Annotated in this window: 7 protein-coding genes and 1 tRNA gene; 3 read left to right on the top strand and 5 right to left on the bottom strand. The window is 66.0% G+C overall.

All coding sequences use genetic code 11. The features are described 5' to 3' along the window. Nucleotides 1–148: 148 nt before the first annotated feature. Together ACYQR9_RS13090 and ACYQR9_RS13085 are read right to left on the bottom strand one after the other, a co-directional pair. Nucleotides 149–1,492, bottom strand: a complete 1,344-nt coding sequence (locus ACYQR9_RS13090; RefSeq protein ID WP_461224437.1) for an HlyD family type I secretion periplasmic adaptor subunit — start codon at nt 1,490–1,492, stop codon at nt 149–151. Further along, on the bottom strand, nt 1,492–3,174 hold the full coding sequence (locus ACYQR9_RS13085; protein WP_461229801.1) for a type I secretion system permease/ATPase: 1,683 nt from the start codon (nt 3,172–3,174) through the stop codon (nt 1,492–1,494). Before ACYQR9_RS13085 ends, ACYQR9_RS13090 begins: the two co-directional genes overlap by 1 nt. Here ACYQR9_RS13085 and ACYQR9_RS13080 point away from each other — a divergent pair. Together ACYQR9_RS13080 and ACYQR9_RS13075 are read left to right on the top strand one after the other, a co-directional pair. Continuing rightward, nucleotides 3,128–3,289, top strand: coding sequence for a hypothetical protein (locus tag ACYQR9_RS13080; RefSeq protein WP_461229892.1), 162 nt, complete (start codon nt 3,128–3,130; stop codon nt 3,287–3,289). The two genes, ACYQR9_RS13085 and ACYQR9_RS13080, sit on opposite strands and share 47 nt — an antisense overlap. Nucleotides 3,290–3,677: 388 nt before the next feature. Next, a complete protein-coding gene (locus ACYQR9_RS13075; RefSeq protein WP_207412126.1) occupies nt 3,678–4,097 on the top strand; it encodes a PilZ domain-containing protein in 420 nt (139 codons plus the stop codon). Between the two features lie 37 nt (nt 4,098–4,134). On the opposite strand, the gene ACYQR9_RS13070 is transcribed toward ACYQR9_RS13075, so the two are convergent. From ACYQR9_RS13070 to ACYQR9_RS13060, 3 genes are all read right to left on the bottom strand, one after another. Further along, entirely contained in the window at nt 4,135–5,370 is a 1,236-nt protein-coding gene (locus tag ACYQR9_RS13070; RefSeq protein WP_461226584.1) for a DUF1501 domain-containing protein, read from the bottom strand. Nucleotides 5,371–5,392: 22 nt separating this feature from the next. Next, on the bottom strand, nt 5,393–6,868 hold the full coding sequence (locus tag ACYQR9_RS13065) for a DUF1800 domain-containing protein (RefSeq protein WP_461226582.1): 1,476 nt from the start codon (nt 6,866–6,868) through the stop codon (nt 5,393–5,395). A gap of 277 nt (nt 6,869–7,145) precedes the next feature. Further along, nucleotides 7,146–7,220, bottom strand: a tRNA-Val gene (locus ACYQR9_RS13060). Between the two features lie 703 nt (nt 7,221–7,923). Here ACYQR9_RS13060 and ACYQR9_RS13055 point away from each other — a divergent pair. Then, entirely contained in the window at nt 7,924–15,369 is a 7,446-nt protein-coding gene (locus tag ACYQR9_RS13055) for an SDR family NAD(P)-dependent oxidoreductase (RefSeq protein WP_461226580.1), read from the top strand. Nucleotides 15,370–15,422: the final 53 nt, after the last annotated feature.

Below are 15,422 nucleotides of genomic sequence, written 5' to 3'. Positions count from 1 at the left end.
TGGCAGTTCACGCATCGCGGAAAGGCGGTTGCCATATCAGGCTTGAGCGCCTGAAGGCAAGATGCAACCGACCTGCCCATGATGCGGATTCTTCAAACTCTTGCCCCGACGCATGGTCGGGGTCTCCATGCTTCGCCTCTCGGAGCCGTCAACGCTCGCGCCAAGCCTTTGCGATCTGGTCCGTCAGAGGCTTCGTCAGGTAGGAGATGACCGAGCGGTCCCCGAGTTGCATGAACGCTTCCACAGGCATGCCGGGCACGAGCTGGACCTTGCCGAGGCGCTCCACCTGATCCTCCGTCATGCGGATGCGCGCGGTGTAGTAGGTCATGCCGCTCTTCGGGTCCTGCGAGACGTCGGCCGAAACCCGGCTCACGATCCCGTCGATCTCGGGCGTCACCCGCTGGTTGAAGGCCGGGAAACGCAGGACCGCCCGCTGATCCACACGCACGTTGTCGATGTCCTGCGGCTGAATCTTTACTTCGACGATGAGCTTGTCGGCGTCGGGCACGATCAGCATCGCCGGCTCGCTGGGAACCACGAGACCGCCGATCGTGTGCACGGTCAGCTGGTGGACCGTGCCGTTTTGAGGCGAGCGCATGTCGATGCGCTTGAGCTGATCCTCCGCGGCGATGCGCTTCTCGACATATTCCGACCAGCGGCCGCGAATCTCCGCGAGTTCCTTTCCGGTCTCGGTGCGCATGTCCTGATCGATCTGGAAGATCTGCAGTTCGATCTCGGTGATCTTTCCCTTGGCCGATGCGGTGGAGGCGATGAGCTGCCCGCGCTCGCCCTGCAGCCGGGCGCCGTCGCGTTCGAGCGCCGTGACGCGCGAGAGCGGCACGAGGTTCTTGCCGTAGAGCTCGCGCACCCCTTTCAGCTCGGTCCCGATCAGCGCCGTTTCTCGCTCCTTGGCGGCGGCCTGTTCGGTGAGGCCCTTGATCTCTTCGCCGAGCTGGGAGACGCGCTCGCGCAACTGCGCCTTCTGGCCCTCGCGGCCGGCGACGCGGGCGTGGAACAGGCGGGTTTCGCTGTCCACCAGATGCGCGACGGACGGATCCTTGGCCTTGCGGGCCAGGAGATCCGCCGGGAAGGTGATCTCGGATGCGCCGTCACGCTCCGCCTCGTCGCGGGCGCGGCGGGCCGCGAATTCGTCGAGCGCCTTCAGGATGATGTCGAGGTTGGCGCGGGTCTGGGTCTCGTCGAGGCGGATCAGGATGTCGCCGGCCTTGACCCGTGCGCCCTCCTTCACCCGCAACTCACCGACGACGCCGCCGGTGGGATGCTGGACCTTTTTCACATCCGATTCGACCATGAGTTGGCCCGGAGCGATCACCGCTCCCGAAATCATCGTGAAGGTGGCCCAGCCGCCGATGCCGACGACGAGGACGGCGCCGACACCGATGGCGACGGCAAGGTGGCGGCGGATGGACCCGTTGGCCGTGGGGCGGACCTGGGCGGCGGGAAGTCCGACGGGCGACAGTGCGATGGCCATCACGCGCTCTCCTGCAGGGTGGCGACGTTCGCGCCGGTTCGTTGTGCGGCGACGGGCTCGGCGGCGGGAGCCGGGGTCGACCGGAGGACGCGCTTGAGCACCTCGTCCTTGGGGCCGAAGGCCTGGGCCCGCCCGTCGGCCATCATCAGGATCATGTCGACGGCCGCCAGGGCGCTGGGGCGGTGCGCCACGACGATGCAGATGCCGCCGCGCTGCCGCACACCGACGATGGCCTGGGTCAGGGCGTTCTCGCCCTCCCCGTCGAGATTCGAGTTGGGTTCATCCAGCACCACGAGGAAGGGGTCGCCATAAAGCGCCCTCGCCAGGCCGACACGCTGGCGCTGACCCGCCGACAGGCCGGCGCCGCCCTCCCCGATCCGGGTGTCGTAGCCTTCCGTGAGGCGCAGGATCATCTCGTGGATTCCCGCCGATTTGGCCGCCGCGATGACGGCGCCCGATTGGCCGTTGGGATCGAACCGCGCGATGTTCTCGGCGATGGTGCCCGCGAACAGCTCCACTTCCTGCGGCAGGAAGCCGATATGCGGTCCGAGATCGGCGCTGGACCATTGGTCGATGGCCGCGCCGTCGATCCTGACTTTGCCGCGAACGGGAGGCCAGACGCCGACGATGGCGCGGACGAGGCTGGACTTACCCGACGCGCTCGGGCCGATGATTCCGAGCCCCTGTCCGCGCTGCAGCGAAAGGCTGACATCCTGGACGACGATGCGCTGGGTTCCGGGCGGAGCGAGGGTGACGTTCTCGGCGACGAGACTCTGCGACGGAGCGGGCAGCGCGTGGGGCTGTTCGGCGGCGGGCAGGCGCGCGAACAGCTCCGAGAGCCGCGCCCAGCTCTGGCGTGCCTGAACGAATCCCTTCCAATTGGCAATGGCGAGTTCCGCGGGAGCCAGGGCACGGGCGACGAGGATCGACGAGGCGATGATGACGCCGGCCGAAGCCAGATTGTTGATGACGAGCCATGCGCCGAGGGCGAGCACACCCGATTGCAGCGCCATGCGGAACACTTTCGAGCCCGCACCGAAACCGCTGGCGACGTCCGAGACGTTCATCTGCGACTGCATGTAGTCGCGGTTGGCACCACCCCAGCGATCGGCGAAACGTCCCTGCATTCCCATGGCGGCGAGCACCTCGGCATTGCGGCGGCCGGCTTCCGCCAATCCGTTGCGGCGCATGCCGTGGGCGGTGGCGGTCTGCGAGGGCCCACGCGTCGAGCGATCCGTGGTCAGGGCGAGGACGGCCAGGACCGCGGCGCCCACGAGCGCTGCGACGCCGATGAGGGGGTGGAAGAGGAAGCAGATGAAGACGTAGATCGGCATCCACGGCAGATCGAAGAAGGCCGAGGGGCCCGTGCCGCCGAGGAAGGCACGCAACTGGTCGAGATCGCGCAGGGGCAGCAGCCCGTCGCCCGGGGTGGCACCCTTCAGGGGAGCCCGTACGACGATGTCGAACACCCGCGCGCTGAGGGCTTCGTCCAGAGACGCGCCGACGCGTGCAAGGATACGCGAGCGGATCGTCTCCAGAATGCCCTGAAATCCATAGAGGACGAGGGCGAGGATCACCAGGCCGACCAGTGTCGGCACGCTGCGGCTCGGAATGACGCGGTCGTAGACTTCGAGCATGAAGAACGATCCGGTCAGATATAAAATGTTGACCAAACCGCTCATCACCGCGACGCCGATGAACGCTGTCCGGCAACTTGCCAACGCCGAAATGATCTCGGCCGATTCCCGCCCCTTAGCCACTGCCGCCCCCGCCGTCACGTTCGATTGTCAAGCTTAGTTCGTAGGAAAGTCTGCGATACCGTTTGCGAACGGCGGTCGGACACTCTCTTCCTCTTAGAAGAAAAGTGTGAATTCGAGAACTCGAAAACATGCCCGTGCGGTTGGATTATGACCGCCTGCGTCCGGCGGGCGCTTCTCCAGCAGCGCCTGTGATGGTCCAATCCAGCCTTTGTGGGGGTGATCAGGTGCATCTACTGACCGGCGAAGTCCGCGCGCATCTGGGCCGATCCGGCGACGAAAATGTCCGCGATGCCCTATGCTTTGGATTGCGCGACCTCGCGTATCGGCCGCCAAGCACCGCGAGAAATTCCGATTGCCAGTAGATGTCCGTAAACGTTCTCGGCTTATGCCGATGCGAGTAATGGCGAAAAGCCGGAGCGTCTTAAGTGCGGTCGGACAAAGAGACGGGCGAGTCGCAGGATCCGGTGCCGCGGCGCGAGGACCGGAACTCAACCAACTGGATCGCGAATATCCGCCTTCCGGACGGTAGCGAAATCCCCTGCACCGTGAAGGACGTCTCCAAATCCGGTGCCAAGCTCGGCATCCCGTCCTACCAAGCTTTGCCGCCTTCCTTTCTGCTCCGCATCATCGGCCGTGACTTCGTCTGCATGGTGAAGCTCGCCTGGAGGCGGGGTGACTATGTCGGCGTCAGGATCGAGCGCGTCGGGAAGGTGGCGCCGTCTCGCGCCAAACAGGTCGCGCAGCTGCCCCCGGCCGTGGAGAGCGCCGTAGAGGAGCCCCCAAACACCGACGAACCGGGCGGCGTCGGCATCCCTTCGCGCAGACGGACCCCCTCCATCTTTTGACGAGGGTCGATGGCGTAGCCTCTGCGCCTCGCGCAGGTCAGGCCCGAAGCAGATCCCTCATACCGGGGGCCGTCTCGCTGCCGGGGAAGATCTTTTCCGACAGGATCTTCTCCTCGAACCCGAACTGATCGATCAGCAGGCCCTTCATCACGGCGCGCAGATCCGTGGTCGGCGCGAGGTCGCGACCTTCGAACAGGGCGCTTTCCTTCAGGCTCGGCCAATCGGCGATCACCCGTCCCCCTGCCACCGCGCCTCCGACGAGGAAGGCCACCGTCGCCGTTCCGTGATCGGTGCCGGAGGAGCCGTTCACATGCACGGTGCGGCCGAATTCCGTGACGATCAGAACGGAGGTCTGTGCCCAGGAGGCGCCGAGTCCCTCCTTGATCGCCGCTATGCCGGCATCGAGGGAGGCCAGGTTCCTGGCGAGACGCCCCTCATAGGGGCCTTGGGACGAGTGTGTGTCCCAACCGTCGAAGTTCATCACGGCAATGCGGGGGCCGGTGACGGGCGCCATGAGCGAGGCCGCAGCGCGGGCGGCCGAGGCGAAGCTGTTGGGGCCCTTCAACGGCTGCTTGCCCATCGCCGCCATGCTCGGATCCGAGGCGATAAAATCGTCGACCTGCACACCCTCGCGCAGGGCATTTGCCAGGGCCTGGTCCTTGTCGTCGTAGAGCGCTTGAAGCCGCATCAGCGTATCGGCCGAGGCGTAGGGCAGAGTCTGCGGCTGCCATGTCTCGACCTGGGCCGGACCACGCAGGATCAGCGGTGTCGTCGCGCTGACGGAGAGAGCCTTGGCCGGCCGCAGCTCGATGCCCTTGGCCTTGGGAATGAGGGACAGTGCGCGATTGAGCCAACCGGTATCGACGCCGGAACTGGAGCGCGTCATCCCGTTCTCGAGGACCTCCTGCGCGTCGAAATGCGAGCGGGCGCGGTAGGGGGTAGCGACGGCATGGAACAGCGTGGCCTCGCGCTTGGCATAGAGATCGGCCAGGTTCGGCATGGCCGGATTGAGCGAGAACAGCGGATCGAGCCGGAAGGGCGTGTGCGTCGGCGACAGCTTGAAGCCGGAGCGGATCGAAGCGAATTGCGGATCGCCCACCGGCATCACCGCCGACAGGCCGTCGAGCCCACCGCGCAGCACCACCACGAGGAAGCGCGGGTCGCGGCCGGACGCGGCCCAGACCTTCGGCACATAGGGCCAGGCGAAGAGGGCGCCGGCGCCGAGCAGCAGGTTGCGGCGCGTCGGCAGGTGGGCGTGTTCCTGAGGATTCATGGGGTCATCGCCTCTCGACCGGCTAGCGCCGCTGGAATTCCGGGCTGAGCATCAGCAGGGCCAATGCCTGTTCCGGGCTCTCGCCCTGCCTGATCACGCGCCGGGTCTCATCCGAGAAGTAGCCGCCGATCCGGTCGTCCACGAGTTTGCGGATGTCGACGTGGTCCGCGTTGAGCGTTGCGCATTGCTGCGCCCAGTCGATCCGGCTCTTGATGCCGTCCGAGGTCACCCAGGCATCATCCTCCTCGGCCCAACCCTTTGGCGATGGGGCGGCCAGGAAGGGCTGGCCCATGGCGAGGAGCGAGGCGTTTGGCGATGGCTTGACCGGAGCTTGCCCGAGGAGTCGGCCGGTTGCGGCGAGGAACTCCATGGGCGGACGCAGCTTCACGGGGGGGGCGGTCCAGGCTTCATCAGCCTGTACCAGGGCGACGGTCACAGCCTTCAAGTCTCCGTCGCTGGCCATGAAGACCTTGGCGAGGCTCTTCTGCAGCGTGTCCGATACCTTTTCCGAGATGAATGCACGTGCCATCCGCCGCGTCACGTAGTGCGCTGTCGATGGGTGACGGGCGAGATCGGTCAGGACGGCGAGGAACTCATCGGCTCCCGCCTCGGCGTAGCGCTTGCCGAGGATGGTCTTCGACCCCGGCTGATGTTGGCGCTCGCGGAACACTACTTCGCCGAAGGTCTCGGAATGCGGCTTGAGATCCACGGTCCAGCCCGTGAGGACGGCCGCCAATGCCGTGACGTCAGCCTGACTGTAGTCACCGTCGACGCCGAGGGTGTGAAGTTCAAGCACCTCGCGCCCGAGATTCTCGTTGAGACCAGATTTCTTGATGCGGCCAACCCTGGAATCAGGGCCGGTCGAGGCCGTGTTATCCAAGTAGTAGAGCATCGAGGGGTGCAGGATCGCCGCTTTGGCCATGTCGTGGAAGCGACCAAGGATGAACGGCCGGATCGCTTCGCGCTGAAATGCTCCCGCAGTGAGGCTCCCTTTGCCTTTGCCGGTCGATACGGTGAAGTGGTTGCTCCAATGCAGGAACAGCCGCTCCTGAAAGGGGGCCCTCGTCGTCGCGGCCAGCCTCAGCCAAGCGATTAGTTCGTCGGGGTTCTTCGTGACCGGACCCAGCGTGACTTGGCTCTCGGCCTCGCTCTCCATCATACTGCCGCTCATCGAGGGTTTAGCGCGGGGCGCCATGGCCATGGCGCCATCTTCCATCGAGCCACCCTGCATGCCGCTGCCCTGCTCGATCTTAGCGCTGCCGGACCCCGTATCCGCCATCGCCTCGCGACGTTGCCGCGCGATCAGGCGACGATGCATCATCGCCTGCAACTGGTCGCTGCTGGACATCAGCTTGGCTTCGGGGGCCGTCAGCGGCATGTCGAGCTGGGCACGGACGTAGCCGCGCGGATCGTCCACGGCGGGCAGATCGATGGCGCCGCATCCGAGACCGAAGCGTCCGACCGCATTCGAGAATGCCAAGTTTCGGCTCATCATCATCTCCGGCATCCGGCACGGTGGCCGAGATGCCCGGCACCGAATGAAAGCGCCCGCCTTACACTCTTTGTCTGAGGCGGTTCTGTGACCGGGACGGCGGCTCACGCAAGCGTGACAGTGGCTGGCATGAGACAACCGCCATTCGCTGCCTAGGGCGCGATGGACATGAAAGCCTCGCCGTACGAGCAAGCCGTGCGTTCACGACGGAGGGGCTGCCAGAACGAGAAAAAGCCCCGTTTCCGGGGCTTTTGTTCTCTCGTCCATCTCACCCGAAGGGAAATGGTGGGCGCGACAGGGATCGAACCTGTGACCCCTACCATGTCAAGGTAGTGCTCTCCCGCTGAGCTACGCGCCCCGGCTGAAGCGTTTCCGCTGCAGCGAGGAGCGGCGTATAGCTTTCGGCTGGAACGGGCGTCAAGGGCCTTTTCGCGGAAAGCAGGCGTTCCTTTGATCCGGGTCGCGTTTTCTTCGATGGGACCACCCTATCCCATCGAGCTCTAGGTGAGGCATTTATGTTGCGGCGCAGCATAGAGGTGCTTGAATAAATATCGTGACGGAGCGTAAGTAGATTTTTACTCCAGGCATTATCAATAAGAAAAATGGAAAAATCGGCACCTTCATGATAATCGAAGAATATGCTATAAATCACCTTTTATTATAATATCACAAATATGATAGGCGCATTAGCAATGGGGATTTTCTGATGCATAGATTATCGAGTTATGTAAATAAGGTAATTTTTGTTGCTGATTATCGACTTTTTATTGTATTTATGAAATAATAGTTCTGGGAAGCGAGGATGCGGCGCATTAATAGTGTTTGATATTATCCCGGTGCGGGATAAGTTTGTACAGTTTCAGACGTGCCGTTGAAGTAGCGGCCTATATTGAATGCTGCCGTAATCATGACTGTGTGATTTTTATCATCCCGTGAAACTATCCGTATCTCGAAATCCCTCCGGCCTCTCTGCTGCAGCAAAGCTGCCATGGGTTGGACACGGTTCCGGCTGCATATTATGCATCCTCACGTCGGTTGTCCGCTGCAGGTGCGAGACGGCGATGTCCTCGATCAAGAGCGTGTGCGAACCGAACGTGATCAAGCGTACAGACATAGCGATCGTCGGCCGTTCGTGCCGGTTGCCCGGCGCTGCAAGCGTCGATGGCCTGTGGCAGCTTCTGAGCGAGGGCCGCTGCGCCGTCGGGCGTATCCCTGACGATCGCTGGTCGTTGGAGCGGTTCGGCCATCCACGCGCGCAGGAGCGCGGCAAGAGCTACACATGGTCGGCGGGCGTCCTAGACGACATCTGGTCGTTCGATCCCGGCGTCTTCGGCATTTCGCCCCGCGAAGCCGAGCAGATGGACCCGCAGCAGCGGCTCCTCCTCGAACTGACCTGGGAGGCCCTGGAGGATGCGGGCCTGCGTCCCTCCGCCGTGGCGGGGTCGCAGATCGGGGTGTTCGTCGGCGCCTCGTCCCTCGACTACGGAAACCTGCGCGTCCTCGATACCTCTTCGGGTGATGCCTATGCGGCGACCGGCAACACGCTCTCGATCCTGTCCAACCGGATCTCCTACATTTACGACCTGAAAGGGCCGAGCTTCACCGTCGATACGGCTTGCTCCTCTTCGCTCGTAGCGCTCGATGCCGCCGTCGCGGCGATCGCCAGTGGCCGGATCGACACCGCGGTCGTGGCGGGCGTGAACCTGCTCGCCAGCCCCTTCAACTTCATCTGCTTTTCCAACGCGCAGATGCTGTCGCGGACCGGGCTGTGCCAAGCCTTCTCGGCCAATGCCGATGGCTATGTCCGGTCCGAGGGCGGCGTCGTTCTCGTCCTGAAATCGGCGCGGGCCGCTTCGCGCGACGGCGATACCGTGCGTGGCGTCATTGCGGCGAGCGGCGTGAATTCCGACGGCCGGACCACCGGCATCTCCCTGCCTTCCGGCTACGCACAGGGTGCGCTGCTCGAACAGGTCTATCGCGAGGCCGAGATCGATTTCGATGCGGTCGCCTTCGTGGAAGCGCACGGCACCGGCACGGCGGTGGGTGACCCGATCGAGGCCGACGCCATCGGCGGGAAGATCGGCCGGCCCCGCAAGGAGCCGCTGCCGATCGGCTCGATCAAGAGCAATATCGGACATACCGAGCCGGTCTCGGGCCTCGCCGGTCTTCTGAAGGCAAGTCTCGCCCTCGAGCACGATCTGCTGCCGCCTTCGCTGCATGCGACCGTTCTCAATCCCGACATTCCCTTCACCAAGCTCAATCTCTCGGTGGTCACCGCGCCGCTGGCGATCCCGCGTGGCCGGGGTGAGCGTTTCGCCGGCGTCAACTCCTTCGGCTTCGGCGGCACAAACGCCCACATCGTCCTCACCGACGGCGCGCCGGCCTCCGCCGCTAGCGATGCCGGGCGCGGACCAGAATTGCTACTCCTCTCTGCCCAGAGCCGCGCCGCGCTGAACGAACTAGCTCTCGACTACGCCGATCGGTTCGAACGCGCAGATTCCGCCGAGACCGTGCGGATCGCCGCCGCCGCCGCTCATCGCCGCGAGCGACTGTCGACCCGCCTGGCCATGCCCATGGACGCAGACCTGCCCGCCACCTTGCGCGCGGTCGCCGATGCCGAGGAGACCGACATCGCCCGGGTCGGCACTGCCGTCGACCGTAGCGCCGAGATCGCGTTCGTCTATTCCGGCAATGGCAGCCAATGGGTGGGGATGGGCCGGGAGGCCTATGACCGCAACGCCATCTACCGGTCGGCCTTCGACCGGATCGACGTCCTGTTCGCCGAGATCTCGGGCTGGTCGCTAAAGGAAGCCCTGTTCGCCGAGGATCTGGCCGAGCGCATGGTCCTCACGCGGGTCTCGCAGCCGCTGATCTTCGCCATTTCCAGCGCTTCGACCACGGCCCTGAAGGCCGCCGGTCTCGTCCCGTCCTACGTGCTCGGCCACAGCGTGGGTGAGATTGCGGCGGCCGAGGGAGCCGGCATCCTGAGCCTGGAACAGGCGGTGAAGGTCATCTTCTACCGCAGCCAGCATCAGGAGACGACGCGTGGCCTCGGCACCATGGCGGTGCTGCTGGCACCCGTGGAGGAGATCGAGATCTTCCTCGAGGATTATCCGAGCCTCGACATCGCCGCCTATAACAGCCCGAAGGCCGTCACCGTGGCGGGCCCGGTCGCCGATATCGACGCGGCCATGAAGGCGCTGGCGCGCAAGCGCCGCCGTGGTCGCAAGCTCGACCTCGCCTACCCCTTCCACGGCCGGCTGATGAACCCGACCGAGAAGCCGCTGCTGCGCGATCTCGCAGGATTGAAGCCGCATCCCGGCACGATTCCCATGGTCTCCACCGTGACCGGGGCCGTGCTGCAGGGCGGGGAGTTCGACGCCGGCTATTGGTGGCGCAACATCCGCGAGCCGGTGCGCTTCTGCGAGGCTGTCCAGGAAGCGACCCGCAAGGGCGCCCGCATCTTCGTCGAGGTCGGCCCAAGGGCGACCCTGCTTCCGCATATCGGCGATTGCATCGAGCCCCTCGGCATCGAGAATGCCACGGTCGGCGTCCTCACCAACAAACCCGTTGGCAGTGACCCCTTCGCCCGTGCCCTGGCCTCGGCCCTCGTCCACGGTGCCGCCGTCGACGAGGCGGCGGTCTTCGGCGAGAACCCGAAGGGCGATGTCGCGCTTCCGACCTATCCCTGGCAGCGCCGGCCGTTCCGGCTGTCGGAGACCTCGGAAGGCGTGGGCGCCGCGACGGCCCGCGCCTATCATCCGCTCTACGGATCGCGCCTTTCGGCCGACGGACTCGAGTGGAACGGCCATCTCGACATCGCTACGGTGCCGGAACTCGATGACCACCGTATCGACGGCCAAGCGATCCTGCCCGGTGCGGCCTTCATCGAGATGGCTTTGGGCGTCGCTCGCGAGGCGATGCGCAGCGACGACGTCGTCCTCGCCGAGTTCGAAATCCAGTCGCCGATGGTCTTCGGTGAGGATGCCCTCCGCGAAGTCGCCGTGCGGCTCTCGGGCAGCGGCAACCAGATCCAGATCCTCAGCCGGCCTCGGCTGACCCAGGCGGGCTGGCAGTTGCACGCCTCCGCCAAGATCGTGGACGGCACCTTCGCGGCACGTCCCCGGCAGGACATCATCATCCCGGCCGAGAACGCCGTCGAGGGAGAGGGGCTGTATCGTCTCGCAGCCGCCTCAGGTCTCGATTTCGGGCCGAGCTTCCGCCAAGTGGCCCTCAGCGCCCGTGTGGACGAGACCGTGATCGTCTCCGAACTCAAGCCGGCGGAGCCGGATCCGCGCTTCGGCCTCGTGCCGGCGCGGCTCGATGCCTGTTTCCACGGCCTGATCCTGCTCTTCGCCGACCTGTTGGGCGAGGGATCGACCAAGGCCTATGTACCGGTGCGTTTCGGCGAGATCCGGCTGATTCGGCCCGGTGCCGTCATCGCCCGGGCGATGATCCGCACGCGGCGCTGCAACGAGCGCAGCATTCTCGCTGACTTCACCCTGGTGGATGAGGCCGGCGACGTCATTGCGACCCTGCGGGAAGGCCGGTTCCAGGCCTTGCGCGCCAAGTCCGGCCAGGATCTCGCCGCCTACGCCATCGCGCAGAGGTCGGAACTCGCCACGGAGCCGACCGCGATCCCCCTCGATCGCCGCGCCCGCATCGCCGATGCGGTCCGTCCGGGCATCAAGGCGGCTCTCGCGCCCGCCGATGCTGCACTCTCGCCTGGCCATCTTCTCCTCGAAGGCTGGGCCACCTCCCTCGCCTACCGCATGGCCGAAGGGCTGCAGCGCTCGGGCACCGTCGCCATCGACGATCGTGTGCCGGAATCGATGCGGCCCTGGCTCCTGAACGCCCTCTACGCCCTCGAGAGCAGCGGGCTCGCCACCCTCGACGGAACGCGTTGGACTCTGCGCAAGGACGTGACCCTGCCCGCCCCCGACGAGATCATGCGTTGGATCGCGGCCGACCATCCCGAACTGTCCGCCGAACTGGTGCTCACGGCGGATCTCGGCGCCGTCGTCTCCCGCCTCCTCGACGGTGACCTCGCGAGCCAGCCCACCCTGTCGCAGAACGCTCTCGACGCCTTCGTCTTACGTAGCGCCAGCGCTCGTGCATCCTCGGATGTGATCGCCGGTATCCTCGACGGCGCCCGCGCCGACCTTCCGACGGACCGGTCCCTGCGCCTGCTTCAGCTCGGGTTCGGGCCGCTCTCGGCCCAGGCGGCCGCCATCGCCGATGGAATCGCCGCGCACCTTACGGTGTTCGAGACTGATCGCCGCCTCGCCGAGCGCGCCCGCCTCGCCCTGCCGCGCGGCGTCACCGTGATCGAGGACGAAGCCGACCTGACGGAAGGCGGCTTCGACGCGATCCTGGCAAGCAACGTCCTGCACCGGACCGAGCGCGGCCTTCTCGGCAAGATCGCCGACGCCCTCGCCACGGGTGGGTTCCTGCTGGCGGTGGAGCCGGGCGCTTCGCTCTTCCGCGATCTCGTTTTCGGTCTGCTGCCGGATTGGTTCGAGAGTCTGGACGGGATGCCCCTGGGGCGCCTCGACGACATCACCGGCTGGCAGCGTTCGCTCAGCGATACCGGTCTCGTCCGCGTCGCGGTCGACCGGGCGGTCTCGGCCAATGGAGACGATCTTCTCTTCCTCGCCGAGGCACCGGTGCGGGCAAAGGCCTCCACCGGTCAGACCTTCACCTTCATCATCGGATCACAGGATTCCTTCGCGGCGGAAACCGCCTCGTCGCTGGCGACGCTCCTCGTCGCCGCCGGTGTCCATGTCTCTATCATCCTCGATTCCGAGCAATCGCTGCTCGAACTCGAACGCGAGACCCCCGATACGGTGGTGTTCCTCGCCGGAGCCTTCGACACCAAGGGCGACGCCGCCGACCGGCTGCGCGAGCGCTGCCTCGGTCTCAAGCGCTGCGTCGAACATCTCGGGACCCGTCAGACCCGCCTCTGGGTCATCTGTCCGGGCGCGACGCGCCATGACGGAGACGCCGACGGAGCGGTGGAAGCGGGCCTCTGGGCCTTCACCCGCACCCTCGCCAACGAGGTCGCCACCCTCGACATTCGCCGCATCGATCTCACCGCTGCGATGCCGAGCAAGCGGGCATCCGAGCGCCTGCGTGACGTGATCCTGTCCGGTACGACCGAGACGGAGATTATCCTCGACGCGGACGCCACCCGCGTGATTCGGTTCGCGCCGGGGCAGCTTTCACGCCGTCCGGCCTCCGATGCCGTAGCGGCTCCAGCCGCGCAGCTCGAGCGCAGCGTCACCGGCGGCCTCAACGACATGCGTTGGGGACCGGCCGAGCGGCGCACGCCCGGACGCGGCGAGGTCGAGATCGCCGTGGAGGCCACGGGCCTCAACTTCCGCGACGTGCTCTGGGCCCTGTCGATGCTTCCGGAGGAGATCCTGGAGGATGGCTTCGCCGGTCCGCGTCTCGGCCTCGAAGTCGCCGGTCGCGTCGTCTCGGTCGGCAAGGGCGTCGCTGCCTTCAAGGTGGGCGACCCTGTCGTCGCCTTCGCGCAATCGGGCTTCTCGACCCATATCGTGGTGCCCGAGCTCGTGGTGGCACCGAGCCCGCCCGGCCTCGACCCGCAGGCGGCGGCCACCGTGCCGGTCGCCTTCCTCACCGCTTATTACAGCCTCGTCAGCTGCGCCCGGCTGCGACGCGGCGAATGGGTGCTGGTCCATGGTGGTGCCGGTGGCGTCGGGCTCGCCGCCCTGCAGATCGCCAAGCTGAAGGGAGCCCGCGTCATCGCCACCGCCGGGTCGCGCGAGAAGCGTGCGCTGGTGAAGGCTCTCGGGGCCGAGCACGTCCTCGATTCCCGCTCCCTCGCCTTCGTCGACGAAGTCCGCCGGATCACGGGTGACGGGGTCGGCATCGTGGTGAACAGCCTGTTCGGCGAAGCGATGGAACGCAGCCTGAACTGCCTGAAGCCGTTCGGTCGCTTCATCGAGCTGGGCAAGCGCGACTATGTCGCCAACACCCATATCGGCCTGCGCCCGTTCCGCCGGAACCTCTCCTATTTCGGCGTCGATCTCGATCAGGTGCTCCAGCACCAGGGCGAGGACGGGGCGCGTCTGTTCCGAGAGGTGATGGCCCTGTTCACGGAAGGCGGCCTCAAGCCCCTGCCGTTCCAGCCCTTCACCGCCGACGAGGTCTCGGACGCGTTCCGGCTGATGCAGCAATCCGGGCATGTGGGGAAGATCGTCATCGCCCCGCCGAAGCCGGGCAGCATCGTGGTCGAGCGCAAGTCCGACTTCCGGGTCTCGTCGGAGGGCGTCCATCTCATCACCGGAGGGCTCGGCGGCTTCGGCATCGAGGCGGCCCGGTGGCTCGCCGACCGGGGGGCCCGTCACCTGGTCCTCGTCGGCCGAAAGGGCGCCTCGAGCCCTGAAGCCAAGCAGGTGGTGGCCGATCTGGCGGTCCGCGGCGTCAGCGTCGCGGCGATGGCCTGCGACATCACCAGTCGCGAGGCGGTGGACGATCTCCTCGCAGAGGTCGAGGGCGACGGCCGCAGGCTCGCGGGCGTGATCCATGGGGCGATGGTGCTGCAGGATGGCCTCATCGCCAATCTCGACGCGGCTGCCCTCGACGCGGTCATCCGCCCGAAGGTCGTCGGCGCGGAGCATCTGGATGCAGCCACCCGCGAGCGGCAGCTCGACTACTTCGTGCTGTTCTCCTCGGCCACGACCTTCATCGGCAATCCGGGACAGGGCGCCTACGTCGCGGCCAACGGTTTCATGGAGGGGCTTGCCCGCCGTCGCAAGGCGCTGGGACTGCCCGCCCTCGCGGTCGCCTGGGGCGCGATCGGCGATGTCGGCGTACTGGCGCGCAACCGCGCGGTGATGGAGACCCTGGCCGGCCGCGTCGGCGTGACGCCGATGGATGCCCGCCGCTCCCTCGACCTCATGGCCGAGGCCCTGGAAGGGCAAGGCTCGTCACCCGACGATGCCGTCCTGGCCATTGCCTCGATGCATTGGGGCAAGGCGCGCGAACGTCTCGCGACCATGCGCTCGCCGAGCTACGGCGATCTCGGTTCCGACCAGCAGGCGGAATCCGGCACCGTGACCGCCATCGATATCGGTGGTTTGCTCAAGAGCCTGGACCTCGATGCGGTGCGCAAGACCGTGTCCGATGCCATCGTAGAGGACATTGCCCGCATCCTGCGTCTGCCCAAGGACGATATCAGCCGTGTCCGCCACCTTTCCGAGATCGGCCTCGACTCGCTGATGGGTGTGGAACTGGGCGCCAGCCTGCAGGAGCGCTTCGCCCTCGACGCGCCGCCTTCGGGTATCTCCTCGGGCCTGACCGTCGTCGAACTGGCAGAAACGCTGATCCAGTCCGTGGCGGCGCCGGTCGACGAGGCCTCGGCGGCGGTGATGAGCCTCGCCCAGCGCCATGTCAGCGAAGGCGTGGATGTCCGCACACTCGAGCCGTTCCACGAGCTCGTCGAGCAGAACAGTCTCCAGATCAAAGAAATTCTGCCATGATCCGCGCGGCCGGCCGAAAGGCCGGTCGCGTTCGGCGGCATCGGTCAATCGGA

This window comes from Methylobacterium sp. CM6241, from assembly GCF_054817845.1.
The sequence above is the reverse complement of the archived record's forward strand: the minus strand, read 5'-3'. Positions and strand labels throughout refer to the sequence as shown.

Bases quoted from the DNA above. Each gene is read 5' to 3' on its own strand.
- ACYQR9_RS13090 (WP_461224437.1), bottom strand. From the start codon at position 1,492: ATGGCCATCGCACTGTCGCCCGTCGGACTTCCCGCCGCCCAGGTCCGC.
- ACYQR9_RS13080 (WP_461229892.1), top strand. From the start codon at position 3,128: ATGAAGAACGATCCGGTCAGATATAAAATGTTGACCAAACCGCTCATC.
- ACYQR9_RS13085 (WP_461229801.1), bottom strand. From the start codon at position 3,174: ATGAGCGGTTTGGTCAACATTTTATATCTGACCGGATCGTTCTTCATG.
- ACYQR9_RS13070 (WP_461226584.1), bottom strand. From the start codon at position 5,370: ATGAATCCTCAGGAACACGCCCACCTGCCGACGCGCCGCAACCTGCTG.
- ACYQR9_RS13065 (WP_461226582.1), bottom strand. From the start codon at position 6,868: ATGATGATGAGCCGAAACTTGGCATTCTCGAATGCGGTCGGACGCTTC.
- ACYQR9_RS13055 (WP_461226580.1), top strand. From the start codon at position 7,924: ATGTCCTCGATCAAGAGCGTGTGCGAACCGAACGTGATCAAGCGTACA.